Source organism: Paraburkholderia sp. (assembly GCF_036488795.1).
GTDB lineage: Bacteria > Pseudomonadota > Gammaproteobacteria > Burkholderiales > Burkholderiaceae > Paraburkholderia.
The window spans coordinates 38,694-64,357 of the sequence record NZ_DASXHA010000108.1; the positions used below are offsets into that span (position 1 = coordinate 38,694).

The following is a 25,664-nucleotide window of genomic DNA, read 5'->3' on the forward strand; positions in this document are numbered from 1 at the left end:
GCGACGTCAGAATCAGTAAAATTTCTTGGGTAGCATCTGGCTGCGCAGGCGTTTGAAGTGGCGCTTCACCGCCGATGCCTTCTTGCGCTTCCGTTCAGCCGTGGGCTTCTCGTAAAACTCGCGCGCCCGGAGTTCAGTCAGCAGACCGTTCTTCTCGATCGTGCGTTTGAAGCGGCGCATGGCGACTTCAAAAGGCTCGTTTTCTTTTACGCGGATGATCGTCATTTTGCAATAACGGAACTTCGTAAAGGTTGGGGAGTATAGCAGACCTTTCTCACAAAGACACGCGCGCGTCAAGCCCCCTCGGGCCTGACATACTCCGCGGCCGCCTGGCCGGCCGCCACCCCCGATGCCCACGCCCACTGGAAATTGTAGCCGCCCAGCCAACCGGTGACGTCGACCGCCTCGCCGATGAAGTACAGACCGGGCACACGCGCGCTCATCATCGTGGCCGACGACAGTTCGCGGGTGTCGATCCCGCCGCGCGTCACTTCGGCCTTACGGTAACCTTCCGTGCCGTTCGGCGTGAGCGTCCAGCGAGACAACGCCTCGCCGATGCGGCGTAGCGTCTTGTCCGGCAAATCGGCGAGCCGCGCATCGGCCGGGATCTGATGCGCCTCGAGCCAGACGTGCGCGAGCCGGGTCGGCACCCATTCCGACAAGAGGTTCGCAATCTGCCGTCTGGTGCTGGTTTTCGCTTCGAGCAGCGCCGTCGTGGCATCCTGTTCGGACAGCAGATTGATGTGAATCGGCTCGCCCGGCTGCCAGTAGCTCGAGATTTGCAGCACGCCGGGGCCCGACAAGCCTCGATGCGTGAGCAACAGGTCCTCGACGAACTCCGCGCCGGCCTTCCTGTTACCGGTAGCGATCCGAACCTCCAGCGAAACACCGGATAACGCCGCGAACGGCTCCCAATCGGCGGCCGCAAACGTTAGCGGCACCAGCGCCGGCCGGGTGTCGATCAGCTTGTGACCGAACTGCTTGGCCAGACGATAGGCAAACTCGGTCGCGCCGATCTTCGGGATCGACAGACCGCCGGTTGCGACCACCAACGCGCGCGCATGGATCGGGCCGCCCTGCGTGTCCAGCGTAAAACCTTGGGCGGCGTCATGCCGCACCTGCTCGACCGCGAGCGGCCGGCGCCACGCAATGCCACCAGCGTCGCATTCGCTTTTGAGCACGTCGATGACCGCGTCGCTCGACTGATCGCAGAACAGTTGGCCCTTGTGCTTCTCGTGCCACGTGACGCGATATTGCTTGAGCAGCGCCATGAAATCGCGCGGCGTGTAGCGCGCGAGCGCCGAGCGGCAGAAATGCGGATTGGCCGACAGGTAATTCGCCGGTCCCGCGTACAGGTTCGTGAAGTTGCAGCGGCCACCGCCGGAGATGCGGATTTTCTCCGCCAGACGCGGCGCATGATCGATCAGCACGACGCGCCGGCCGAGTTGCCCGGCGACCGCCGCGCACATCATGCCGGCTGCGCCTGCGCCGATGACCGCGATATCGAAGGATTCCATGGCGCGCATTGTACCTGCGGCCCCTTCCCCGCACTGCTATACTTTGAAGCTTGCCTTCACACTTTTCGGGCGCCTAAACGTGCGTGCGCGAACCTGCGGAAACCCGCGGGATTGCCGTACAGCGACATGTTGGCCGCGCCCGCCAGTCCTCGAATCATGCTCGTTCTCGGCATCGAAAGCTCCTGCGACGAAACCGGTCTCGCGCTCTACGACACGCAGCGCGGCCTGCTTGCGCACGCATTGCATTCGCAGATCGCGATGCATCGGGAATACGGTGGCGTGGTGCCGGAACTCGCGTCGCGCGACCACATCCGGCGGGCGTTGCCGCTGCTCGAAGAGGTGCTGGAGCGGGCCGGCACCGCGCGCACGGAAATCGACGCCATCGCCTACACGCAAGGCCCGGGGCTCGCTGGCGCGCTGCTGGTTGGCGCGAGCATCGCCAACGCACTTGCTATGGCGTGGGACAAGCCGACTATCGGCATCCATCATCTTGAAGGGCATTTGCTGTCGCCGCTGCTGGTCGACCAACCGCCGCCGTTTCCGTTCGTCGCGCTGCTGGTTTCGGGCGGCCACACTCAACTGATGCGGGTCACGGACGTGGGCATCTACGAAACGCTCGGCGAGACGCTGGACGATGCGGCCGGCGAGGCCTTCGACAAGACCGCTAAACTGCTCGGCCTCGGTTACCCGGGTGGCCCGGAAGTCTCGCGGCTAGCGGAATTCGGCACGCCCGGCGCGGTTGTTCTGCCTCGGCCCATGCTGCATTCGGGCGACCTCGACTTCAGCTTCAGCGGGTTGAAAACAGCGGTGCTGACCCACGTAAAGAAGCTTGGCGGCGCGAACATCTGCGAACAGGCCAAAGCCGACCTCGCGCGCGGTTTCGTGGATGCAGCCGTCGACGTGCTGGCCGCCAAATCGCTCGCTGCACTCAAGAAAACCAGGCTCAAGCGCCTTGTCGTAGCAGGTGGCGTGGGCGCCAATCGCCAGTTGCGCGAGGCCCTTTCAGCCGCCGCAAAGAAGCGTGGTTTCGACGTGCACTATCCGGACCTGTCGCTGTGCACCGACAACGGCGCAATGATCGCGCTCGCCGGCGCGCTGCGCCTCACACGCTGGCCGGAGCAATCGGGCAAGGACTATGCGTTCACGGTCAAGCCGCGCTGGGACCTGACCTCGCTCGCGCGCTGAACGATCTGATCTTATGACGAAGCGGCGCAAGTGCCGCCGCCAAAGAAAACGGCCGCTCAAGCGGCCGTTTCTTCATTGTTACACCGAACTCGCCTTCGCTTAACGCGCTGCAGTCCGCTTGTCCTGCTCGATCACGGCATACGCGCTGTGATTGTGGATCGACTCGAAGTTCTCGGCTTCGAGCACGTACGCAATGATCCGCGCATCCGCATTCAGACGCTGCGCCACGTCGCGCACCAGGTCTTCCACGAACTTGGGATTCTCATAGGCGCGCTCAGTGACGAACTTCTCGTCCGGGCGCTTTAACAGCCCCCACAGTTCGCACGACGCCTCTTCCTCGGCGATACGAATCAGGTCTTCCACCGGCACGTCTTCCGTCAACTCGGCGTTGATGGTCACGTGCGAACGCTGATTGTGCGCGCCGTATTGCGAGATCTTCTTCGAGCACGGGCACAGGCTGGTCACGGGCACGAGCACTTTCAGAAATATGCGTGTTACGCCATTGCGCGTGTCGCCCGTCAGCGTCACTTCGTAGTCCAGCAGACTTTGCACGCCCGACACCGGCGCGGTCTTGTTCACGAAGTACGGGAACGAAACTTCGATGCGGCCCGCGTTGGCCTCGAGCTTTTCGAGCATGGCCGCCAGCATGGTACGGAAGGTGGCCGACTCGAGCGGCGCCTTGTGCTCTTCGAGCAGCGCGACGAAACGCGACATGTGCGTGCCCTTCTGGTCCGCCGGCAGATGGACATCCAGGTTCCACATACCGACGGTAGGCTGCACTTCGCCGCCTTGCGTGCGCACCGTCAACGGATGGCGCACAGCCTTCACGCCGACCCGTTGAATGGGGATCTGACGCGTATCGACCGTGCTCTGCACGTCGGGCATCACAAAGGCGGGATTCATCTGATTCATGTTCTTGTCCTCACTAGCCGCACTGACGCGCACACGCAAGGGGGCACGCAACGGCGAACGCCGGCAAATGCCGGCGTTGCATGATGGGCCCGCGGGCCCATCGATTCAAGTTGGAGATTGCTATAGCCATGATAGAGCCGCGCAAGCGCCTGAGAACCTCAGGCGCCCGGCTCGTTCACGAAGCCGCTTAAGCGACTTAAGCGACGCGCTTGACCGACTTGCCTGCCGCGCCCGTGGCGTGATCCAGGAAGCGTTCGCGGATCGACCTGGCAATGCCCGCGCTGTCCAGACCGCACTCCGCGAGCAGCTTGGCCGGATCCCCATGATCAATGAAACGGTCGGGGAGGCCCAATTGTAATACGGGTCGCATAACCCCACTCGCGAGCAGGGCTTCGACGCAGGCCGAACCGGCGCCACCCATGATGCAGCCCTCTTCCACCGTGACGAGATAGTCGTGCGTCTCGGCCAGCTGACGGACCAGATCGGCGTCCAGCGGCTTCACGAAGCGCATGTTCGCCACCGTTGCATCCAGTTGCTCGGCCGCCGCGAGCGACGGCGCGACCATCGTGCCGAACGCGAGAATCGCGATCCGCTGGCCGGCGGGCTGCCCGGTCTCGCGACGCACTTCGCCCTTGCCGAGCGGCAGTGCGGCCATTTGCTTGACCGTTGCGACACCTGTACCGGCGCCGCGCGGATAGCGCACGGCCGTCGGGTTCGGCTGCTGCAATGCCGTATACAGCATCTGCCGGCATTCGTTTTCGTCAGACGCGGCCATCACCGTCATGTTCGGGATGCAACGCAGGAACGCCAGATCGTAGGCGCCCGCGTGCGTCGCGCCGTCGGCGCCAACCAGACCCGCGCGGTCGATGGCAAACACCACCGGCAGGTTCTGTAAGGCCACGTCGTGGATCAGCTGGTCATATGCGCGCTGCAGGAAGGTCGAGTAGATCGCCACGACCGGCTTCATGCCGTCGGCCGCGAGACCGCCGGCAAACGTCACCGCGTGCTGCTCGGCGATCCCGACGTCGAAGTAACGGTCCGGGAAGCGCTTCTCGAACTCCACCATGCCCGAACCTTCCCGCATGGCCGGCGTAATGCCGACGACACGCGCGTCGAGTTCCGCCGCGTCGCACAGCCACTCTCCGAACACCTGCGTGTAGGTCTTCTTCGACGGCGTGGTGGCCGGCTTGATGCCTTCAGCCGGATTGAACTTGCCCGGACCGTGGTACAGCACCGGATCAGCCTCAGCCAGCTTGTAGCCCTGGCCTTTTTTCGTCACCACGTGCAGGAATTGCGGACCGCGCAGTTCCTTGATGTTCTGCAGCGTCGGGATCAGCGAATCGAGGTCGTGGCCGTCGATCGGCCCAATGTAGTTGAAGCCGAATTCTTCGAACAGCGTGGCCGGCACGATCATGCCCTTCGCGTGCTCTTCGAGCTTGCGGGCGAGGTCGAGCATGGGCGGTGCGACCCGCAACACGCGTTCGACGCCCGCGCGCGCCGCCGCGTAGAAGCGGCCCGACATCAGACGCGCCAGATGGCGATTCAACGCGCCCACCGGCGGCGAAATCGACATGTCGTTGTCGTTCAGGATCACGAGCAGCGGCACGTCGTCTTCGACGCCCGCGTTGTTCATTGCTTCGAACGCCATGCCGGCCGTCATCGCGCCGTCGCCGATCACGGCGATGCCCATGCGGTTCTCGCCTTGCAGCTTGCTGGCGACCGCCATGCCGAGCGCAGCGGAAATCGACGTGCTGGAGTGCGCCGTGCCGAATGTGTCGTATTGCGACTCGTCGCGCTTCGGGAAGCCGGAAATGCCGCCGTACTGACGCAGCGTGTGCATCTGGTCGCGGCGCCCGGTCAGGATCTTGTGGGGATAGGTCTGATGGCCGACGTCCCAGACGATCCGGTCGCGCGGCGTGTCGAACACGTAGTGCAGCGCAATCGTCAGCTCGACCGTGCCAAGGTTGGACGACAAATGCCCACCCGTCTTCGAGACGCTGTCGAGCACATAGGCGCGCAACTCGTCTGCGAGCGGTTGCAATTGGCGGCGATCGAGGCGGCGCAGGTCGGCCGGGTCGTCGATGGTTTTCAGCAAGTCGTACATCGTCGTTCCATTGTAGGAAAACTTACGCGCCCGCACTTCATGCACATCTCCATTGCGTAGGAGACGCGGCGGCGGGCTTTCGCGTTCAGCTGATCCGGTTTACCACCAGGTCAGCCAGTTCGGCAAGGCGCTGCGCGCGCGCGCCAAACGGCGCGATTGCAGCGTGGGCGTCGGCGCGCAGTTGCGCTGCGAGCGCACGCGACGCGTCGAGCCCAATAATCGACACGTAGGTCGGCTTGCCGTCCTTCGCGTCTTTACCTGCCGTCTTGCCGAGCGTCGCGGAATCGGTCGTGACGTCGAGAATGTCGTCGACGACCTGAAACGCGAGACCCACGGCGGCCGAATAAGCGTCAAGCGCGCGCATCGCGTCCGCGTCCGGCGCTTCGCCCGCCAGCGCGCCCATGCGCACCGCGGCGCGCAGCAACGCACCGGTTTTCATCCGATGCATCGTTTCCAGCTGGGCGCGCGTGAGCGTATGGCCGACGCTCGCCAGATCGATAGCCTGGCCGCCGGCCATGCCGATCGAGCCGCTCGCCAAAGCCAGTTCGCGCACGAGCGCGGCCTGCTGCTGCGGCGGCAATACATCAGATGTCAGCGCAATGAAAGCTTGCGATTGCAGCGCGTCGCCGACCAGCAGCGCGGTCGGTTCATCATACTTAACGTGTACCGTGGGCTTGCCGCGCCGCAGCGCGTCGTCGTCCATACATGGCATGTCGTCATGCACCAGCGAGTAGACGTGGATCATTTCCAGCGCCACCGCTGCCGCATCCAGGCCTTCGACGCGCGCGCCCGTCAATTCCCCGGCGGCATGGCACAGCAGCGGGCGCACCCGTTTGCCGCCGCCGAGCACGGCATAGCGCATGGCTTCATGAAGCTGCGCCGGTTCGACGGAAGGTGCCGGCAGATAGTGTTCCAGTGCCGTTTCGACGCGCTCGAGTACCGAGTGCATCCATTGTTCGAAAGTCATAGGTCGTCCCCGCTATCCGTAGCGGTTGTGTTCGTGCCACTCATGGGCAGCGGCTTGAGGGTCTCGCCGTCGAGGACCCGCACCTGCTGCTCGACCTTTTCCAGCTGTTGCTGGCAAAACGTCACGAGGGCCGCGCCGCGTCGATACGCGGACAACGATTCCTCGAGGCTCAGACTACCGCCTTCCATCCGCCCAACCAGCCCTTCCAGCTCCGCCAGCGCCGCTTCGTAGTTCTCGGGCAGTGGTGTGCTGTCGGCGCCTTCGGCGGGGGTGGCAGCGGTGTCTTTCGATGCGGTCTTCGCCATGAATGGTCGCAGAATTAAAACAAGTCGGACATTCTACGGCAAAAGAGACCAAACCGATTCGATCCCAGCCCCCCGCCCTACACGCTTCCCTTACATGTCACCCAGAGCCTGACAGAAAAAAATCCTTTGTGTGCGCGCAAAAACAACGAACTTGCTTGACAATTTTGACCCAAATCAGGGACTTAGTCGCCCCAAGGAGGGGGAAACAGGTATAATCGCGGGCTCCCTAAATCGAATCTTCGATGGTTGGGTTGTTCACTGCTTTCACGTCTTCATCGGGAGTGGGAATGTCCAATCTGAGCAATGCATTGCAGTTGCGGTCTGTTCACAGCCAGCTGCCAGTCACGGCTTACTTTGACGAAGCGCTTCTAACGCGCGAAATCGACACCCTTTTCAAGAAAGGTCCTCGCTACGTCGGGCACGAACTCATGGTGCCGGAAGTGGGGAATTATTTTGCTTTGCCCAGCGAGAGCGAAGGGCGTGTGCTCGTCCGTAACCAGCAGTCACAAATCGAACTGCTGTCGAACGTGTGCCGCCATCGGCAAGCCATCATGCTCAACGGCCGCGGCCAGGCGGAGAACATCGTTTGTCCCCTGCACCGCTGGACGTACGATCTGAACGGCCAGCTTCTCGGTGCACCTCATTTCGCAGACAATCCCTGCCTGAATCTCGGCGCCACGCGGCTGCAGAACTGGCAAGGGCTGCTGTTCGAAGCGCAGGGCCGCAACGTCGCGAAAGATCTGGCGCAACTGGGCACCAAGCAGCATTTCGACTTTTCGAACTTCATGTTCGATCACGTCGAGGTCCATGAGTGCAACTACAACTGGAAGACCTTCATTGAGGTCTATCTGGAGGATTACCACGTCGCGCCGTTCCATCCGGGCCTCGGCAGTTTCGTCAATTGCGACGATCTGACCTGGGAGTTCGGCGACTGGTACAGCGTGCAGACGGTGGGTGTCCATAAAGATCTGGAACAGCCGGGCAGCCCCACGTATCGGAAGTGGCACGACGAAGTGCTGCGTTTCCGCGACGGCAAGGCGCCCGAGTTCGGCGCGATCTGGATGGTGTACTACCCGGGCATCATGATCGAGTGGTATCCGCACGTGCTGGTCGTGTCATGGCTGATTCCGCGCGGTCCGCAGAAAACCACCAATGTCGTCGAGTTCTATTACCCAGAAGAAATCGCGCTGTTCGAGCGTGAGTTCGTCGAAGCCGAGCGGGCCGCTTACATGGAAACGGCTCGCGAAGACGACGAGATCGCCGAGCGCATGGACGCCGGCCGCCGCGCACTGATGGAGCGTGGCGAGTCACAGGTCGGCCCGTATCAGAGCCCGATGGAAGACGGCATGCAGCACTTCCACGAGTTCCTGCGGCGCCAGCTTGGCACGATCTGATCAACGTGCATGCAGCATGCCACAAGGGCGGCCAGACCTGGCGAAGTGGGGTCAAACAACGGAAAGACGGGCTTCGGCCCGTCTTTTTTGTTTAGACTAACAATATCACCCGGATGGGCCATTCGAACGCGGTGCAGCCTGTTGCCTGCCACCGCGGCCTCGAACCAGGTCAACGCCGCACGTTTCGCAACCATCTTGCATGGGGCCGTCATGCCGCACACTCACTACACCACGCTGATCTCCGCCACGAATCTCGCGGAACGGCTCGCTGCCGCACCGGGCAGCGTGTTCGTCATGGATTGCCGTTTCGACCTGGCCGATCCCGAAGCCGGCGAAACCGCCTATGCGGCCGGCCATCTGCCGGGCGCGCTGTACTTCAATCTGGATCACGATCTGTCGGGCCCGAAGACGGGCACGAATGGCCGCCATCCGCTGCCGGACCGCGCGAAGCTGGTCGCCACGCTCGCCGCGCGCGGCCTCAGGCAAGGTCAGCAGGTCGTCGCTTATGACGCGCAAGGCGGTATGTACGCCGCGCGCGCCTGGTGGTTGCTGCGTTGGCTAGGTCACGACGCCGTGGCCCTGCTCGACGGCGGGTTGCAGGCCTGGGAAGCGACAGGCCGACCGTTGACGCAAGACGTGACGCCGCCCACCGCGGGCGACTTCAAGGCGGGCGCGCCGCTTGCCGTGACGTTCGATGTTCAGGCCGTAGAGCGCAATCTGAAAACGCACGAGCGGGTGGTGATCGACGCACGCGCCGCGGATCGCTATCGCGGCGAGAACGAAACCATGGACCCCGTGGGCGGCCACATCCCGGGCGCGCTGAACCGCTTCTACAAGGACAATCTGACCGCCGACGGCCGCTTCAAGCCTGCGCACTCGCTGCGTGAGGAGTTTCAGACGCTGTTGCCGGGCGTGGCGCCGGATCACGTGGTGCTGCAGTGCGGCTCAGGCGTGACGGCCTGCGTCAACGCCCTCGCAATGGAAGTCGCCGGCCTGCACGGCGCGGCGCTTTACGCGGGATCGTGGAGCGAATGGAGTTCGGACAGCAAGCGCCCGGTCGCCACAGGAGCGCAGCCGTAAGGGGCAATGTCGTCACTCGCGGCGCGCCGCCCGTATGTCACGCCTGCCTCGCGGCGGCCGCGCCCCACGCCGCTATGCCACCCCGTGCTGCTTGAACCAGACAAGCGCACGGCGCCAGCCATCCTCCGCATCCGCCTTCTTGTAGCTCGGCCGGTAGTCGGCAAAAAACGCGTGCCCGGCGTCGTCATAGACGACAAACTGTGAGCCGCGTCCCGCCTCCGGTCCCTGCGCAATGGCCTGCTTCATCTGTTCGAGCGTGTCTTGCGGAATGCTCGTATCCTGGCGGCCGTACAGTCCCAGCACCGGCGCGTGCAGGTCGCTCACGAGGTCGATCGGGTTGGCCGGGTTCATGGCCGTGCGATCGCCGGTGACGCGTCCATACCAGGCCACCGCCGCCTTCACGTGCGGGTTGTGTTCTGCGTAAAGCCATGTAATGCGTCCGCCCCAGCAGAAACCATTCACGCCCAGCCGGCTCAGATCGCCGCCATTGGCGCCGGCCCAGGCAACTGTGGCGTCGAGATCGCCGAGAACCTGCTCGTCGGGCACCTTGCTGACCAGTTGGTCATTGAGTTGCTGCATCGACGGATAGGCCGACGCATCGCCCTGACGTACGTACAGATCCGGCGCGATCGCGAGATAACCCTGTTTGGCGAAGCGTCGGCAGACGTCGGCGATATGCTCATGCACCCCGAAAATCTCGTGTACCACGATGATCACCGGCAGATGCGTCTTGCCTTTCGGTTGCGCGCGGTAGGCCGGCACGAGCGTGTCGCCTGAATGCACGGCCACCTCGCCGGCTTCGAGTCCATCGCTATCCGTGTGGATGGTTTGTGCGGATACCGGCAGCACGGCGGCGGCAAAGCCGGAGCCGAGCGCGGCCTTGATGAAGGTGCGTCGATTGAAAGGAACGTGGGGGACGAGGCTGTCGATTTCAGGCTTCAGCATGCGGCGCTCCTTGTAGGCGGCAGTGAACGGCGACAATGGCAAAGTACGGCCATGGGAAAGGCCACAGGATACGCTTCAAGCGTGTCCTCTTGCAGAAGGCCGGTTCACCGCGCCGCATAGCCATCGCGCAGCCGCGCGCGTTGCCCGGTTGCAGTGGCGCGTGAGCCGCGCATCCAGCCGGCTCACGCCCAGGCACAACCTGAAGCTCAGTGCAGCTTGACCCGCGGCAGCGTCGTACGATGCAGCCAGTGCGCGAACGTATCGAGCACCATCCGCGCATAGCCGTGCAGTGCGGCAATATGCAGGCGATAGAGCGACATGTACATGAAGCGCGCAAACAGCCCTTCGATCAGCATGCTGCCGCCGATCACGCCGCCCATCAGATTGCCGACCGCGCTGAAATGGCCGAGGGACACGAGCGATCCGAAGTCGCGGTAGGTGAACTCCGGCAGCGGCCGGTTTTCCAGCCGCGCGCTCAAAGCCTTCAGCAGGAAGCTCGCCTGTTGATGCGCCGCCTGCGCGCGCGGCGGCACATTGCGCTCGTTACCCGGCCACGGGCATGCGGCGCAGTCGCCGAGGGCAAAAACGTTGTCGTCGGTTTCGGTTTGCAAGGTAGGACGCACGATCAGCTGGCCAAGACGGTTGACCGTCAGACCGTCGAGCTGGCTCAGAATAGCCGGCGCCTTGATGCCCGCGGCCCAGACCGTCAGGTCCGCGCGGATGGTTTTGCCGCTGGCGGTGCGAACCACACCCGGCGCCACTTCAGCCACCGTCTCGCCAGTCATTAGCGTCACACCCAGCTTCGTCAGCAGTTCGGACGTCGCCGTCGAGACCCGCTCCTGCAACGCCGGCAAGATGCGCGGACCCGCCTCGATCAGCACAATGCCCACGTCGTGGCGCGGATCGAGCTTATGCAGGCCGTAAGCCGACAACACCTGCGCGGTATTGCGCAGTTCAGCGGAAAGCTCAACGCCCGTCGCGCCGCCGCCGACAATCGCCACCTGAATTCGCGGCTCTTTAGGAGCACCCGGCGTGGTCTCGACGGGTTCGTGCGCCTGATGCTCCGCGCGCATGCAAGCCGCGATCAGACGCTTGCGAAAGCGCTCGGCCTGGCCGACCGTGTCCAGTGCAAGGGAGTTTTCCGGTGCGCCTTTGACGCCAAAGAAATGCGTGGTGCTGCCGATGGCAATCACCAGCGTGTCGTATTCCAGCTCACGCTGCGGCAAGAGTTCCGCGCCGTCGTCGTCGGCGACCGGCGCGAGGGTAATGCGCTTCGCGGCCCGGTCGAGTCCGGCCAGCTCACCCTGCTGGAACTCGAAACCATGCCAGCGCGCCTGAGCCGCGTAAGCGAGCTCCTGCGTGAAGGGATCCATGCTGCCCGCGGCTACCTCATGCAGCAGCGGCTTCCAGATATGGGTTGGATAACGGTCGACCAGTGTGACCTGCGCCTGCACGCCGCCCTTGTTCTTGTGCGGCGCATAGCGATCGCCGAGACGCGTTGCCAGCTCCAATCCACCCGCACCACCACCAACGATGATAAAACGATGCATCGTAGCTCTCCGTGTTTGACGACTGCTTGTGCGTCAAGACGGCCTACGTCAGTTGCGTCGGTCCGTCTGTCAGAGATTGTCCGTGAGCAATGCGGGTTACAACAAGTGATCCGTAGGCATGTGTGACATGCGTACGACGATATCGGCCAAGGATCACGTCTGCGTCAATGTGCCTCTTCCCAGTTGGCCCCCGCTCCGACTTCGGCGACCAGCGGCACTTTCAGCGCGGCGACGCCGCACATCAGTTCGGGTAAACGCTTGCGCACTTCGGACAGCTCTTCGTCCGGCACTTCGAGGATCAGTTCGTCGTGCACCTGCATGATCATGCGTGTGCCGATTTTCTGTGCCTCGAGCCAGTCCTGCACCGCGATCATCGACATCTTGATCAGGTCGGCTGCCGTGCCTTGCATCGGCGCGTTAATGGCAGCGCGCTCGGCTGCCTGGCGGCGCGGTCCATTGCCGCCGTTGATCTCCGGCAGCCACAGACGGCGCCCGAATGCGGTTTCGACGTAACCCTTCGCCTTGGCGCTGGCGCGGGTCTCGTCCATATAGTTGGCGACGCCGGGATAACGCGCGAAGTACCGGTCGATATACAGCTTCGCCGCATCGCGCGTGATACCGAGATTTGCCGCCAGACCAAAGGCGCTCATCCCGTAGATCAGGCCGAAGTTGATCACCTTCGCCACGCGCCGCTGATCGCTCGACACTTCCAGCGGCGTCACGCTGAAAATTTCCGCCGCGGTCGCGCGGTGAATGTCCTCGCCTTGCGCGAAGGCGCGCAGCAAGGAGGCATCTCCGGAGATGTGGGCCATGATGCGCAGTTCGATCTGCGAATAGTCGGCAGATACAAGCTTGTGACCCGGCGGCGCAATGAACGCCTCGCGAATGCGGCGCCCTTCAGCCGTGCGCACCGGAATGTTCTGCAAGTTCGGATCGTTCGAGGCAAGCCGACCCGTCACCGCCACCGCCTGCGCGTAGTTGGTGTGCACGCGGCCGGTCTGCGCGTTGACCATACGCGGCAGCTTGTCGGTGTACGTGGACTTCAGTTTCGACAAGCCGCGATGTTCGAGCAGCAACTTCGGCAGCGGATAGTCTTCCGCCAGCTTCTGCAGCACTTCTTCATCCGTAGACGGCGCGCCGCTTGGCGTCTTCTTGACCACCGGCAACTGCAGCTTCTCGAAGAATATTTGCCCGATCTGCTTCGGCGAGCCGAGGTTGAATTCGCCCTCCGCCAACACATACGCCTCGGTTTCCAGCTCGATCAGCCGTGCCGCGATTTCATTGCTTTGCCGGCGCAGCTTTTCAGCGTCGATCAGCACGCCGTTGCGTTCCATCTTGCGCAACACACGCGAAGTGGGAACTTCGATTTCCCTATAGACGCGCTTCAGGCCTTCTTCCGCAGCGACTTGCGGATACAACGCCTGATGCAGACGCAGCGTGATGTCCGCGTCTTCCGCTGCGTACTCGGCGGCCTGTTCGAGCGCGACTTCGTCGAAGCCGATCTGCCCCGCGCCCTTACCCGCGACCTCTTCGTACTTGATGGTCTTGATGCCGAGATGGCGCAGCGCGAGGCTGTCCATATCATGCGTGCGATGCGACTCGACCACGTACGACTGCAGCAGCGTGTCGTGCTCGATGCCCTTCATTTCGATGCCGTAATTGGCGAGCACCTGTTCGTCGTACTTGACGTGCTGACCGACCTTCTTGTGGTCGGCGCTTTCGAGCCAGGGTTTGAGTCTGGCGAGCACTTCGTCGCGCGGCAACTGCACCGGATGATCGGGGCCGCGATGCCCCACCGGAATATACGCAGCGGCGTTCGGCTCGACGGACAGCGAAATGCCCACCAGTTGCGCCGTCATCGGATCGAGCGAAGTGGTTTCGGTATCGAAGGCGGTCAGTTCGGCGGCATTGATCTTCGCGAGCCACGCGTCGAACTGTTCCCACGTCTGCACGGTGTCGTAGTGACGTTCGCCGTCGATCACCGGGGCAACGTCTTCACCTGCGCCCGGGCCTTCCACCACTTCCGCCACTTCGACTTCACGCAGCCATGTCTTGAAGCCGTGACGCGCGAAAATATCGCGCAGTTCGTCGCGTGCTTCGGAGCGCGTGGCGAGACTGTCCTTGATCGACACGACCTGGGCCGCCAGATCGCACTGCGTATCCACGGTGACGAGCTTGCGCGCCATGGGCAGGAAATCCAGCGCACGGCGCAGATTGTCTCCTACCGCACCTTTGATCTCGTCCGCATGTGCGACGATGCCATCAAGCGATTCGTATTGTGTGAGCCACTTGAGCGCCGTTTTCGGGCCGCACTTCTCGACGCCGGGCACGTTGTCGACGGTATCGCCGATCAACGACAGATAGTCGACGATGCGCTCCGGCGGCACGCCGAATTTCGCCAGCACGCCGGCGCGGTCAAGCGTCTCGTTGGTCATCGTATTGATGAGGGTGACATGGTCCGTCACGAGCTGCGCCAGATCCTTGTCGCCGGTCGACACGATCACGTTCATGCCGTACTTCTCGGCTCCGACGCTGAGCGTGCCGATCACATCGTCAGCCTCGACGCCGTCGATCATCAACAGCGGCCAACCCAGCGCGCGCACCGCGACATGGATGGGTTCGATCTGACGCGCGAGGTCTTCCGGCATGGAAGGACGGTTCGCCTTGTAGTCGGGATACCAGTCGTCGCGGAACGTTTTGCCCTTGGCGTCGAACACGCACGCGCTATACTCTGCTGTAACTTCCTTGCGCATGCGCCGCAGCATGTTGATGATTCCGTAGAGCGCACCCGTAGGTCCGCCGTCAGGTCCGCGCAGATCAGGCATCGCATGGTAGGCCCGGTACAGATAACTCGAACCGTCAACCAGTAGCAGGGTCTTACCTTCCAGCTCAGCTTCCAGGATTCGTTCTTCAGGCATTATGAACAAGAGAAAAGTGATTCCGAGTCTGCGATCGCTCGCAGATCAAGAGCGCGCAACGGCCAAGAAGGCCCGCGCATCGTGGCAGATGTTCACGATTATGGCAGAGTTTATCGAGGCGACCGAGTACCTCTCGGAGATTCGCCCGGCTGTCAGCATCTATGGTTCAGCACGCCTGAAACCGAATTCGCCTTACTACAAACTGGCCACGCAGATCGCACGCAAGCTTTCCGATGCCGGCTTTGCAGTGATCTCCGGCGGCGGCCCCGGCATCATGGAAGCGGCCAACAAGGGCGCCCATGCGGGCAAGGCGCCGTCAGTGGGTCTGAACATCGAACTGCCGCACGAGCAATCGGGCAACCAGTGGCAGGACATCTCACTGCGCTTTCGCCACTTCTTCACGCGCAAGGTCACGTTCGTGAAGAACTCGGACGCGGTCATCGTGATGCCCGGCGGTTTCGGCACGCTAGATGAACTTGCCGAAGTGCTCACGCTCATTCAAACCAAGAAGTCGCGTCATGTACCCATCATTCTGGTGGGCGGCGAGTTCTGGCAGGGTCTGCTTGCGTGGTTCAAGGATTCGCTGGTGCCCATGGGCCTCATCAATCCGGATGACATGAACCTGATGCAGGTGATCGACGATCCGGACCAGGTCCTCGAAGCGGTACTGAAGTTCTACGAAGACCGCGAAGAGACAGAACCGCATCCCGCGAAGTCCGACGAAGACCGGATGTTCTATCTGTGATGCGATGCGACGTGAAGTGAGTTGAACCGGCCTGGTCACGCTCGCCGGCCGGAAACCGGCGAAGCGTGCGGCCCCTGCCTGTCAATGCGGATCACCAGGAAAACGCCCGTGAAATCGTTGTGCGCGAAGGCGAATCGGCGTTAACCTCGCCGGATGTACAGTCAGGCTCACAACATGAATCAAAACCTCACTTCCTCGGAGACCGGTCTTTCTGAACCGCCGGGCGTCGTCGACATTTTCAGCGGCTTTCTCGGTCTTGGACTGATCTCGTTCGGCGGCGCGCTGCCGCTTGCGCGCCGGGCGATCGTCGAACAGCGCCGCTGGCTCTCCGCCTCGGACTTCACCGATCTGCTGGGACTCTGCCAGTTTCTGCCGGGCGGTAATGTGATCAACCTGTCGGTGGCAATCGGCATGCGCTTTCGCGGGCTGCCGGGCGCGCTGGCCGGTTTGCTGGGACTGATCGCGGGGCCGTCGCTGGTCGTCATCGGCCTGGGTGTGCTGTATGAGCACACGCAAAACGATCCGCACATCCGTCATCTGTTTGCGGGACTGGCTGCGGCCGCGGCCGGCCTGCTGATCTCGATGGCGGTGAAGATCCTGCTGCCACTGCGGCACAAGCCGGTCGCGGCGGGCATTGCCGCGCTTGGCTTTGTGGCGATCGCCCTGCTGCGCTTCCCGCTGCTGCCTACGATGCTGGTGCTCACGCCGCTTAGCATCTTCTTCGCCGCGAGGGCCGCGCGATGAACGATACCCTGATCTCCCTCGCCATCATCTTTAGCCAGCTGTCGCTGCTCGCCTTCGGTGGCGGCAATACGATTCTGCCGGAGATGCAGCGCTAGGTGGTCGAAGTGCATCATTGGATGCCGGCCAGCGAGTTCAGCGCCCTCTTCGCGCTGGCGCAAGCCGCGCCCGGCCCGAACCTGATGGTCGTCACGCTGGTGGGTTGGCACGTGGCGGGATGGGCGGGGATGCTGGTGACGTCGGTGGCGAAGTTCGGGCCGTCCTCGATCGTGACGATCCTCGCGCTGCAAGCGTGGGAGCGCTTCAAGGACCGGCCGTGGCGGCGCTACGCGCAAGCCGGTCTGGTACCGGTGACGGCGGGTCTGGTCGCCGCGAGCGCCGCGCTGATTGCGCACGCCTCGGATACGACCATGATCGCCTGGGCCACCACGGCCGTCTGCGCGGTGCTCGCGATCAAGACGCGGATTCATCCGCTGTGGCTGCTCGCAGCCGGCAGCCTGATTGGGCTGACCGGCTTCGGGCAGTTCTAGCCGCACAAGCTCACTGAAACGCCACCTCGGCAAAGCTGCGCAGCTTGCGGCTATGCAAACGATGCAGCCCGTTCATGCGCAGCAGCTCCATTGCCTTGACGCCGATCTGCAGATGCTGGTCCACCTGCGCGCGATAGAACTGATCGGCCATGCCGGGCAGCTTCAATTCGCCGTGCAGCGGCTTGTCCGACACGCAAAGCAAGGTGCCGTAAGGCACCCGGAACCGGAAGCCGTTCGCGGCAATCGTCGCGCTTTCCATATCGAGCGCAATCGCGCGGCTTTGCGACAGACGTTGCACCGGCTCACGATGATCGCGCAGTTCCCAGTTGCGGTTATCGACGCTCGCCACCGTACCGGTGCGCATCACGCGCTTGAGCTCGGCGCCGTCCAGCTGCGTCACCTGCGCCACCGCACGCTCCAGCGCAACCTGCACTTCGGCGAGCGCCGGAATCGGCACCCACAGTGGCAGATCGTCGTCGAGCACGTGATCTTCGCGTACATAGCCGTGCGCCAGCACGTAGTCGCCGAGGCGCTGCGTATTGCGCAGACCGGCGCAGTGGCCGAGCATGATCCACGCATGCGGCCGCAGCACGGCGATGTGATCGGTAATGGTCTTCGCATTCGACGGCCCGACGCCGATGTTGATCATCGTGATACCGCTGCCGTCGGCGCGCTTCAGGTGATACGCGGGCATCTGCGGCAGGCGCGGCGGCGGCGTGCCTTCGTCGTCCTGCTCGCCGAGATTGGCGTTGTAGGTGATCACGTCGCCCGGCTCGACAAACGACGTGTATTCGCTGCGATACGCGCGCAGTTCGGGCTCGTCGGTGTGCGCCATCATGGTGCGGCCCAGCTTGACGAACTCATCGATGTAGAACTGGTAGTTCGTGTACAGCACGTAATTCTGGCAATGCGTGGGAGAAGTCGCCGTGTAGTGTTTGAGCCGGTGCAGCGAGAAATCGACCCGCGCGGCCGTAAACAGCGCCAGGGGATGCGGTTCGCCGGGGCCCGGCTCGTAGGTGCCGTTGACGATCCGGTCGTCGAGCAGCCGCAGATCCGGCGTGTCGAACACGTCGCGCATTCCGAACAGGCGCTCGCGGTCCAGGTCGCCTTCCAGATGAATGCCTTCCGCGAACGCGAAATGGATGGGAATGGGCTGGTCCGACACCCCCACCTCGATCTTCACATGATGGTTCTTCGCCAGCAGACGAAGCTGCTCGCGATAGTAGTTGCCGAACAGATCCGGCCGCGTCACGGTCGTCTCGAACACCCCTGGACCCGCGACGAAGCCGTACGAGCGGCGCGAATCGATGTGCGTGTTGACTTCGGTGCACACCCTGACAAACGGGTAACAGGCGCGCACGCGGCGATCGAACGGTTCGTTACGCCGGTAACGCGCAAACGCGTCGCGCAGAAACGACGTGTTCGCTTCATAGATGGCGGACAGATGGGTGACGGCGTCGGTCGCGTCGTCGAATGCTTCGGTCGGAAAGTCATTGGCGGGAGTCTGCACCGCACGCTGATTGGTGTTGTTGTTCATCGTCATTCGCCTCGCTTGATGAGACGACCTTACCACGGAACACGGCTAGATTGATGTGTGGGGCCGGACCAAACGCACTGCAACAACTTTGCGCGCAAGCCGTGCGAAACCGGCGCAAAATAAGGCTATCGCGCCCCGTAGGCAAGGCTGGATTTGCTAGAATCTGGGCACCTTATTGGAGAATCACCATGAAGCCGCTCCTTCCCGTCGCCGTTGCGCTGGCGCTCGCCATCGCTAACACCGCGATGGCTGCCCAGCCAGTGGACGCACCGCCGCCCGCCGACCAGACCATGTCCGCCAACGAACGGGCCGGTTTGCCGGACCTGAAGGCGATCAACCGTCCCGCCGCCGAGGTCAGCTCGAAGGTCGAAATCAACCAGCCGCGCGAGCCGAGCTTCTACGAAAAAAGCCCGAACGGCACCGAAATCACCGAATATCGCGACAAAGGCAAGCCAGTCGAAATCAACGTGCATTCGAATCTCGGCACGCGCTATCAGATGACCGCGCCGCTCGACACGTCGCCCACCGCCCCGACCAACGGCCATACGAGCAACCGTTTGCCATCCGTGAGCCTGTCGTACTGAACCTGATCCAGCGGCCGGGCGCCGGTGCGCCCGGCTCGCGCTGTGCGCCGCCCGCTGCTTCGCGCGGGCCTTCTACCTGCTGGCCCTGCTTGCCCATACCTTTGCCGCACTGGCCGCACTGCGCCAGCCCGACCACCTGATCCGACGCTTCCCGCATGGCTGTCTTCACCGCTGTTACCGAACCCCAACTTGCACAATGGATGCAGCATTACGATCTCGGCGACGTCGTCGAGTTTCGCGGCATTCCGTCCGGTATTGAAAACAGCAACTTCTTTCTGACGACGACGCGCGGCGAATACGTCCTCACCATCTTCGAAAAGCTGACGGCCGGGCAACTGCCGTTCTACCTCGATCTGATGCAGCACCTCGCCGCTCACCGTGTGCCGGTGCCCGACCCCATGCCGCGTGAAGACGGCGCGCTGTTCGGCCTGCTGCACGGCAAGCCCGCGGCCATCGTGACGAAACTCGAAGGCAAGGCGGAACTGGCGCCGGGCGTCGAACATTGCATCGAAGTCGGCCAGATGCTGGCGCGCATGCACCTCGCCGGGCGCGACTACGCGCGTCATCAACCGAATCTGCGCAGCTTGCCGTGGTGGCAGGAAACGGTGCCGGCTGTGCTGCCGCTTGTCAGCGAAGCGCAAAGCAGGTTGCTGAGTTCCGAACTCGCGCATCAGCAGGCTTTTTTTGCCTCCGCGGATTACGCCGCGTTACCCGAAGGCCCATGCCACTGCGATCTGTTTCGCGACAACGTGCTGTTCGCCCACGCCGAACCCAATAGCGGCCACGAGGTGCGCCTCGGCGGCTTTTTCGACTTTTATTTCGCCGGCTGTGACAAGTGGCTGTTCGACGTGGCGGTCACCGTCAACGACTGGTGCGTCGATCTCGCCACCGGCAAGCTCGACGACGCACGCGTGGAAGCAATCTTGCGCGCCTATCAAACCGTGCGCCCCTTCACGCTCGAAGAAAACCGGCATTGGGGCGATATGCTGCGCGCGGGCGCTTATCGCTTCTGGGTCTCGCGTCTGTATGATTTTCATATGCCGCGAGCGGCCGAACTGCTCAAACCCCACGACCCGGGCCATTTCGAGCGCATCTTGCGCGAACGCCTGTCCGGCGTAGCACTTCCAGGCATCCATTCCTCATGCAACTAATTGAAGTTCCCGCGAAGACCGGCTATGTATGGTTCCGGCAAGGCATCTGGCTGTTTCGCAAGAACCCGCTCGCCTTCCTGACGCTCTTCTTCGCGTACCTGCTGGTGATGACGCTGGTCGCGCAAATTCCAGTGGTGGGCGGCGTGCTGCCGCTGGCCTTCATTCCGGGCGTGGCAGTCGGCTTCATGGCGGCCTGCCGCGACACCATTGCAGGAAAGCCGGTATTTCCGACTATTCTGGCCGACGGTTTCCGTTCTTATGGCAGCGTCGTCGCAAAACGGCTGCTTGTGCTCGGCCTGCTCTACATTGTCGCCATGGCCCTCGTGCTGGCGGGCTCGGCGCTGGCCGACGGCGGCCTGCTGCTGAAAGTGATGATGGGCGGCGCCAACCTGGAACCCGAGGCGATTGCCAACAGCAACATCATGCTGGCCGTCCTCACTGCGCTGCTGTTTTACATTCCGGTCGCGATGCTGTTCTGGTTTTCGCCGGTCCTTGCAGCGTGGCACGACGTGCCGCCCATCAAGGCAATGTTCTTCAGCCTCGTGAGTTGCTGGCGCAATCGCGGCGCGTTTATCGTGTTCGGCGCGCTCTGGTTCGCGGTGGCGGTGACCGTCTCGTTCGGCTTGTCGGCGCTGATGCAGGCGCTCGGCGCAGCGGATTTCGCCATTGCCGTGTTGATGCCCGCCACCATGATCGTCACGACCATGCTGTACTGCTCGTTCTACGCGACGTATCGCGGCTGCTTCGGCGTGCAAACGCCGGATGCGCCGGATTTGCCTACCACGTCGGCCAGTTGACTCCCGTACCTACGGGGCGCGCGACGCGCTCCGTAGGTACGCGACCCTCCGTCCGAGCTCGCGGCAAAGCGTCGCGCGAAGCTTCCACTTCCGGTCACTCGCTCGCCACTCCTGCTGGATTGCGGCACAATAGTTTGCGCGCGATCCATTTGCGCACTGCCTATTGAGCGAGCCGCATCATGACCCAAAGCCCTGCCCTCCCGTTTACCCTCGACGAACAACTGTGCTTCGCCCTTTATTCGACGTCCCTTGCGATGACGAAGGCATACAAGCCGCTGCTCGAGAATCTTGGCTTGACCTATCCGCAGTACCTCGCGATGCTCGTGCTGTGGGAGCGCGACGATTTGACCGTCAAGGACCTCGCCGCGCGACTGAATCTGGATTCGGCCACGGTCACACCGCTGCTCAAGCGTCTCGAAGCGCAAGGCTACGTGGAGCGGGTGCGCGGGGTCGAAGATGAGCGGCTGGTCTTTATCCGCCTCACCAAGGCAGGCACGGCACTCAAACGTTCGGCACGCGAAGTGCCGGCGGAAATACTCTGCGCCACCCAGCAGACGCCCGACTTCCTGATCCGGCTGCGCGACGATCTGACCCGCCTGCGCGGCACGCTGAACGACTACCTCGACACCTAGATCGCGCACCGGCAAATCCACACTATCAGATCTATACGCAAATTCATTTGCACACTAATCATTAGTGCGATATCTTTACGTCATGCCAGTTCGACGGCGACCGCCCAGAAGCACGGCAAACATCCCAACCCTGACAAAGGAGCAACAAAATGAACGTACTCTACAAAGCAACGGCAACCAGCACCGGTGGACGTGATGGCCGCGCAGTTTCGTCGGATCAGGTCCTCGACGTGAAGCTGGCGGCGCCGCGTGAACTCGGCGGCAATGGCGGCGTCGGCACGAACCCCGAGCAACTGTTCGCAGCAGGCTATTCCGCGTGTTTCCTGAGCGCGATGAAGTTCGTCGCCGGTCAACGCAAGCAGGCATTGCCCGCTGAAACGACGGTCACCGCGGACGTCGGCGTCGGCCCGAACGACCACGGCGGCTTTGCACTGGATATCGAACTGCGCGTCGCCCTGCCGGGACTCGCCACAGAAGCGGCGCAAGAACTGGTCGACGCAGCGCATCAGGTCTGCCCGTACTCGAACGCCACGCGCAACAACGTTGCCGTGCGCTTGCAAGTTGCCTGAACGGAATAGAGACGCCGCGGTTTGGTGAGATCGAGACGCGTGCGGCCAGCCCGGCGCGGCCCGCGCAATTGGCGTGCACTCCGTTGGAAAACGGCGCGGACGCCTTGTTTGTTTCGCGCCGGTCAGTGTTGCCTATGCCGTCCGGCGGATGGACATCCCATGTGACGATGGTATCGTCGAGCGGCACAATCCGTGCTGGCTCGCTCAAGGCGATAAGCACAACCCACCGACCGATTCACATGACGAGCCCCCGACGCCTGACCACCCACTACGAGACCGGCCTTATCTGGTTTCGCCGCGACCTGCGCAGTACTGACCAGGCCGCGCTGTACTACGCGCTCAAGCATTGCCAGCGGGTCTGGTGTGTGTTCGTATTCGACACGACCATCCTGCAGCCCATTCTGGATATCCAGCATGCACGCCGGCCGCATGACATGGCGCAAGACCGGCGCATCGAATTTATCCTCGCTGCGCTCGCGGAGCTGGATCAGACGTTGAAGCAACACGGCGGCGGGCTCATCGTGTTGCACGACGACGCGCGTGAAGCCATCCCGAAGCTGGCCGCGCAACTGAAGGCCGACGCGGTCTTCACGAACCACGACTACGAACCGGCCGCAATCGAACGCGACCAGGCCGTGCAAGAGCAACTTGCGGCGCAGAACCGTGAGTTCATCACGTTCAAGGATCAGGTCATCTTTGAGACGGACGAAATTCGCACGGGACAAGGCAAACCGTTCACCGTGTTCACGCCGTACAAAAATGCCTGGCTGAAACAGCTCACCGCTTTCGATCTGAAGCCGTATCCCGTTGAGTCGTATGTGTCCAGCCTGGCGGCACCGCCCGCGAAGCTCGCACACGGCCTGCCGACGCTCCAGCAACTCGGTTTCGCGCCCAGCAACCTCACCGGGCTCAAGCTGCCCGCAGGAGTGAGCGGCGCCCAGCAATTGCTGGACGACTTCATGAGCCGAATAGACAGCTACCGCGATCGCCGCGATTTCCCGGCCGTCAAGGGACCGAGCTATCTGTCGATGCATCTGCGTTTCGGCACGGTCTCGATCCGCACGCTGGCCCGGCTCGCGCACGAACTGTCACTCCAGCCGGACGGCGCGGGTGCGGCCACGTGGCTATCGGAACTCATCTGGCGGGATTTCTACTTCATGATTCTGGCGCACCATCCCAGGCTGGCTAGCGGTGCGGCCTTCAAGGCTGAGTACGACGACTTGCGCTGGGAGCATGGTCCGCAGGCGGATGCTGCGTTTGCCGCGTGGTGCGAGGGCCGCACCGGCTACCCGTTGGTGGATGCTGCAATGCTGCAGTTGAACCAGACTGGCTATATGCATAACCGTCTGCGCATGGTGACGGCGAGCTTTCTGGTAAAGGATCTGGGAATTGACTGGCGGCTGGGCGAACGCTATTTTGCCGAGTTGCTGAATGATTTCGATTTTTCGGCGAATAACGGTGGCTGGCAATGGGCAGCCTCGACGGGCTGCGACGCGCAGCCGTACTTCCGAATCTTCAATCCGGTGACGCAATCGGAGAGGTTCGATCCAGAGGGGCGCTTCATCAAACGTTACCTGCCGCAACTGGCAGGCGTGCCACCGGAATGGATCCATGCGCCATGGCTGGCAGGCACCGATCGGCTGGCCGAATTTGGCGTGACCCTCGGCAAGGACTATCCGGAGCCGGTTGTCGATCATGCACAGGCGCGACAACGCACCTTGGCGCGGTTTGGGAAATAACCCGCAAGCAACGCGGATATTATTTGAAACCAACCCACACGAACCGCGGCAATCCGGCGGTTCGGTCAATAACAGCTGACAACCGACAGCTTAGTGCTGGGTCATCCACGACGGATGGCGAACGGCTGCGTCACGGTCGAGCTTGCGCATGCGGAATTCGAGATCGTACAGATCCGTAGCTTCGGCCAGGTAGGCGTCGCTACGCTCTTTAGCGACTTCATCAGCGGACTTCGTCAGGAACAGGAACAAGCGGCTCAAGAGATACATGGTCAACCTCAGAAAAGTGTCTAGGGTTTTCGCCTAGTGGATAACCCGTATTATAGGGAAAACCCTAGGGCATGCCAAGCGATCTTTTCCGAGGTGTCCTTCTACTGCGACATCGGCCGCTAAGCCGCGCCGGACGTGGCTCTGGCCGTGACGTGCTCAACCGCCCCGTCCTTTTGCGCGCGTCGCTGGTGTTTGAAAAACTCCCAGATTAGCGCGCTGGCATCCGGCCCTTTGGATGAGTGGAACGGCACCGCGTCGTCGCCGCCGCTCCAGGCGTGGCCCAGAGCCTGCACCCGGCACAGGCGCACCACGCGCCGGCCGCTGCGCACATAGTCGCGCGTCACGACGCCGGCTTTGCGTTCCTCACGTAGTTCGCCGGCTTTGCGCTCGCCGCTGGCATCGACCAGGCCATCTAGCCGCAGAAACTGCGTGGCCAGCTGTTCCGCGTTAGCGGGTGCAACGACATGATCCGCGTCGCCGTGGATGATCACAGCCGGCATGCCGGGGTAAGCCGCGACATCGACGGTTTCGTCGACCAGCAGCACCGGATCGTGCCGCGTGCCCCGGCGCATCACATCCATCGCGGCGATTCCCGAGCGGGCCTCGCCGAATGCCGGACCCGAATGCATCGCGACCGCGGCAAAGCGCTCCGGGTGATGCACGGCGAGCAAGGTGGCGAGCCCCGCACCCGCGGACAGTCCAGCCGCATACACCCGTTCGCCGTCGAAGCCGTGCTCCGCCACCAGCGCGTCGACCAGCGATACGACTGCGCGCGCCTCGGCGCCGCCGGCGGTCTCGCTGGCGTCGTACCAGTGCCAGCAACGGTGCGCGTGGACGTGCTTGGACTGCTCCGGATAGACCACCGCAAAACCATAGCGGTCGGCGAGCAGATTCATGCGCGTACCCTCCGCGAACTCGTCGATGGACTGCTTGCAGCCATGCAGCATCACGACGAGCGGCCGCGGCGCGGCGGCTGGTCCGGGCGGCACGTACAAACCGTACTGGAGATGGTTGACGAGCCGTCCCGGCGCGGCGGGCGCCGAGTGGAACGAGCGCGTCCACGAGCCGCTCGCCCAGGCGGCCGCGCGCGGACGAACCCGGGATTCCCGGGACCCCGGCCGCGGCGCTTCACGCTTGGCAGGCGAGCGAAGCCGGGTGGCCGGCTTGGCGGGTTTGACCTTGGCGGTTACTTTGCCGGTGGGCCGCGCCGGACGCGCGGCGGGACGCTTCACGGAATCGCGCGCGTGTTGTGCCTGAATCGAGAGCAGACGCTTCAGGCCGCCTAACCAGAGTTTCGTCAGACTTTTTGCCATCGGATAATGACCTCGCAAAAAGGGACTGCTACCGCCCCATATCACTGCGGAACGGCGGTTGTTGTGCATTGCACAATAACATCAATCCCGACGCGATGCTGAACGCTCTGCCGTCATCCGCGCCAATCGTTGCGAGGTGAATTATCGGCAAACCGGATGGTCTTTGCGTGGTCGTTCGATAC

23 protein-coding genes and 1 pseudogene are annotated in these 25,664 nt (G+C 62.9%); 12 read left to right on the forward strand and 12 right to left on the reverse strand.

Features of this window, described 5'->3' with window-relative positions; translation table 11 throughout:
* Positions 1 to 12 precede the first annotated feature (12 nt).
* Together rpsU and VGH41_RS15750 are read right to left on the reverse strand one after the other, a co-directional pair.
* Positions 13 to 225 (reverse strand): 30S ribosomal protein S21, encoded by a 213-nt coding sequence (gene rpsU, locus VGH41_RS15745; protein WP_074266548.1) that lies wholly within the window; start codon positions 223 to 225, stop codon positions 13 to 15.
* Positions 226 to 293: 68 nt separating this feature from the next.
* Complete coding sequence (locus VGH41_RS15750; protein WP_414696665.1) at positions 294 to 1,517, reverse strand: NAD(P)/FAD-dependent oxidoreductase; 1,224 nt, start codon at positions 1,515 to 1,517, stop codon at positions 294 to 296.
* A gap of 156 nt (positions 1,518 to 1,673) precedes the next feature.
* Here VGH41_RS15750 and tsaD point away from each other — a divergent pair, with 156 nt between their 5' ends.
* A complete protein-coding gene (gene tsaD, locus VGH41_RS15755; protein WP_331598400.1) occupies positions 1,674 to 2,702 on the forward strand; it encodes a tRNA (adenosine(37)-N6)-threonylcarbamoyltransferase complex transferase subunit TsaD in 1,029 nt (342 codons plus the stop codon).
* Positions 2,703 to 2,801: 99 nt separating this feature from the next.
* On the opposite strand, the gene folE2 is transcribed toward tsaD, so the two are convergent.
* The 4 genes from folE2 to VGH41_RS15775 form a co-directional block, all read right to left on the reverse strand.
* Positions 2,802 to 3,614: a GTP cyclohydrolase FolE2 gene (folE2, locus tag VGH41_RS15760; protein WP_331598401.1), complete on the reverse strand. Its 813-nt coding sequence runs from the start codon at positions 3,612 to 3,614 to the stop codon at positions 2,802 to 2,804.
* A 196-nt stretch (positions 3,615 to 3,810) separates the two neighbouring features.
* Positions 3,811 to 5,718 (reverse strand): 1-deoxy-D-xylulose-5-phosphate synthase, encoded by a 1,908-nt coding sequence (gene dxs / locus VGH41_RS15765; RefSeq protein WP_331598402.1) that lies wholly within the window; start codon positions 5,716 to 5,718, stop codon positions 3,811 to 3,813.
* 85 nt (positions 5,719 to 5,803) lie between these two features.
* On the reverse strand, positions 5,804 to 6,685 hold the full coding sequence (locus tag VGH41_RS15770) for a farnesyl diphosphate synthase (protein ID WP_331598403.1): 882 nt from the start codon (positions 6,683 to 6,685) through the stop codon (positions 5,804 to 5,806).
* Positions 6,682 to 6,990, reverse strand: a complete 309-nt coding sequence (locus VGH41_RS15775; protein ID WP_331598404.1) for an exodeoxyribonuclease VII small subunit — start codon at positions 6,988 to 6,990, stop codon at positions 6,682 to 6,684. The genes VGH41_RS15770 and VGH41_RS15775 overlap by 4 nt, the downstream gene beginning before the upstream one ends.
* A 287-nt stretch (positions 6,991 to 7,277) precedes the next feature.
* On the opposite strand from VGH41_RS15775, the gene VGH41_RS15780 reads away from it, so the two are divergent.
* Positions 7,278 to 8,384, forward strand: coding sequence for an aromatic ring-hydroxylating dioxygenase subunit alpha (locus VGH41_RS15780; RefSeq protein WP_331598405.1), 1,107 nt, complete (start codon positions 7,278 to 7,280; stop codon positions 8,382 to 8,384).
* A gap of 210 nt (positions 8,385 to 8,594) precedes the next feature.
* On the forward strand, positions 8,595 to 9,464 hold the full coding sequence (locus VGH41_RS15785) for a sulfurtransferase (RefSeq protein WP_331598407.1): 870 nt from the start codon (positions 8,595 to 8,597) through the stop codon (positions 9,462 to 9,464).
* A gap of 72 nt (positions 9,465 to 9,536) precedes the next feature.
* Here VGH41_RS15785 and VGH41_RS15790 read toward each other — a convergent pair whose 3' ends face one another.
* The 3 genes from VGH41_RS15790 to polA form a co-directional block, all read right to left on the reverse strand.
* Complete coding sequence (locus tag VGH41_RS15790; protein WP_331598408.1) at positions 9,537 to 10,409, reverse strand: dienelactone hydrolase family protein; 873 nt, start codon at positions 10,407 to 10,409, stop codon at positions 9,537 to 9,539.
* A 206-nt stretch (positions 10,410 to 10,615) separates the two neighbouring features.
* Entirely contained in the window at positions 10,616 to 11,959 is a 1,344-nt protein-coding gene (locus tag VGH41_RS15795; protein WP_331598410.1) for an NAD(P)/FAD-dependent oxidoreductase, read from the reverse strand.
* Positions 11,960 to 12,123: 164 nt separating this feature from the next.
* On the reverse strand, positions 12,124 to 14,877 hold the full coding sequence (gene polA, locus VGH41_RS15800; protein ID WP_331598411.1) for a DNA polymerase I: 2,754 nt from the start codon (positions 14,875 to 14,877) through the stop codon (positions 12,124 to 12,126).
* Between the two features lies 1 nt (position 14,878).
* Here polA and VGH41_RS15805 point away from each other — a divergent pair, with 1 nt between their 5' ends.
* The 3 genes and pseudogenes from VGH41_RS15805 to VGH41_RS15815 all read left to right on the forward strand — a co-directional run bounded on the left by VGH41_RS15805 (position 14,879) and on the right by VGH41_RS15815 (position 16,893).
* Positions 14,879 to 15,622, forward strand: coding sequence for a TIGR00730 family Rossman fold protein (locus VGH41_RS15805; protein WP_331598412.1), 744 nt, complete (start codon positions 14,879 to 14,881; stop codon positions 15,620 to 15,622).
* A gap of 174 nt (positions 15,623 to 15,796) precedes the next feature.
* Complete coding sequence (locus VGH41_RS15810; RefSeq protein WP_331598413.1) at positions 15,797 to 16,366, forward strand: chromate transporter; 570 nt, start codon at positions 15,797 to 15,799, stop codon at positions 16,364 to 16,366.
* Positions 16,363 to 16,893: pseudogene (locus tag VGH41_RS15815) on the forward strand (chromate transporter). The gene VGH41_RS15810 and the pseudogene VGH41_RS15815 overlap by 4 nt, the downstream one beginning before the upstream one ends.
* Before the next feature lie 10 nt (positions 16,894 to 16,903).
* On the opposite strand, the gene VGH41_RS15820 reads toward VGH41_RS15815, so the two are convergent.
* Positions 16,904 to 18,430, reverse strand: a complete 1,527-nt coding sequence (locus tag VGH41_RS15820) for an AMP nucleosidase (protein ID WP_331598414.1) — start codon at positions 18,428 to 18,430, stop codon at positions 16,904 to 16,906.
* Between the two features lie 188 nt (positions 18,431 to 18,618).
* Here VGH41_RS15820 and VGH41_RS15825 point away from each other — a divergent pair, with 188 nt between their 5' ends.
* The 6 genes from VGH41_RS15825 (at position 18,619) to VGH41_RS15850 (ending at position 23,902) form a co-directional block, all read left to right on the forward strand.
* Positions 18,619 to 19,014, forward strand: coding sequence for a hypothetical protein (locus tag VGH41_RS15825; protein WP_331598415.1), 396 nt, complete (start codon positions 18,619 to 18,621; stop codon positions 19,012 to 19,014).
* Between the two features lie 155 nt (positions 19,015 to 19,169).
* Positions 19,170 to 20,165 (forward strand): homoserine kinase, encoded by a 996-nt coding sequence (locus tag VGH41_RS15830; protein WP_331598416.1) that lies wholly within the window; start codon positions 19,170 to 19,172, stop codon positions 20,163 to 20,165.
* On the forward strand, positions 20,156 to 20,962 hold the full coding sequence (locus VGH41_RS15835) for a BPSS1780 family membrane protein (protein WP_331598417.1): 807 nt from the start codon (positions 20,156 to 20,158) through the stop codon (positions 20,960 to 20,962). The genes VGH41_RS15830 and VGH41_RS15835 overlap by 10 nt, the downstream gene beginning before the upstream one ends.
* 179 nt (positions 20,963 to 21,141) lie before the next feature.
* Complete coding sequence (locus VGH41_RS15840) at positions 21,142 to 21,594, forward strand: MarR family transcriptional regulator (protein WP_331598418.1); 453 nt, start codon at positions 21,142 to 21,144, stop codon at positions 21,592 to 21,594.
* Positions 21,595 to 21,743: 149 nt separating this feature from the next.
* On the forward strand, positions 21,744 to 22,163 hold the full coding sequence (locus VGH41_RS15845) for an organic hydroperoxide resistance protein (protein WP_331598419.1): 420 nt from the start codon (positions 21,744 to 21,746) through the stop codon (positions 22,161 to 22,163).
* Positions 22,164 to 22,402: 239 nt separating this feature from the next.
* Positions 22,403 to 23,902, forward strand: coding sequence for a deoxyribodipyrimidine photo-lyase (locus VGH41_RS15850; RefSeq protein WP_331598420.1), 1,500 nt, complete (start codon positions 22,403 to 22,405; stop codon positions 23,900 to 23,902).
* 90 nt (positions 23,903 to 23,992) lie between these two features.
* On the opposite strand, the gene VGH41_RS15855 is transcribed toward VGH41_RS15850, so the two are convergent.
* Both VGH41_RS15855 and VGH41_RS15860 read right to left on the reverse strand, forming a co-directional pair.
* Complete coding sequence (locus tag VGH41_RS15855) at positions 23,993 to 24,169, reverse strand: DUF3563 family protein (protein ID WP_331598421.1); 177 nt, start codon at positions 24,167 to 24,169, stop codon at positions 23,993 to 23,995.
* A gap of 119 nt (positions 24,170 to 24,288) precedes the next feature.
* Positions 24,289 to 25,482: a PHB depolymerase family esterase gene (locus tag VGH41_RS15860; protein ID WP_331598422.1), complete on the reverse strand. Its 1,194-nt coding sequence runs from the start codon at positions 25,480 to 25,482 to the stop codon at positions 24,289 to 24,291.
* Positions 25,483 to 25,664 lie beyond the last annotated feature (182 nt).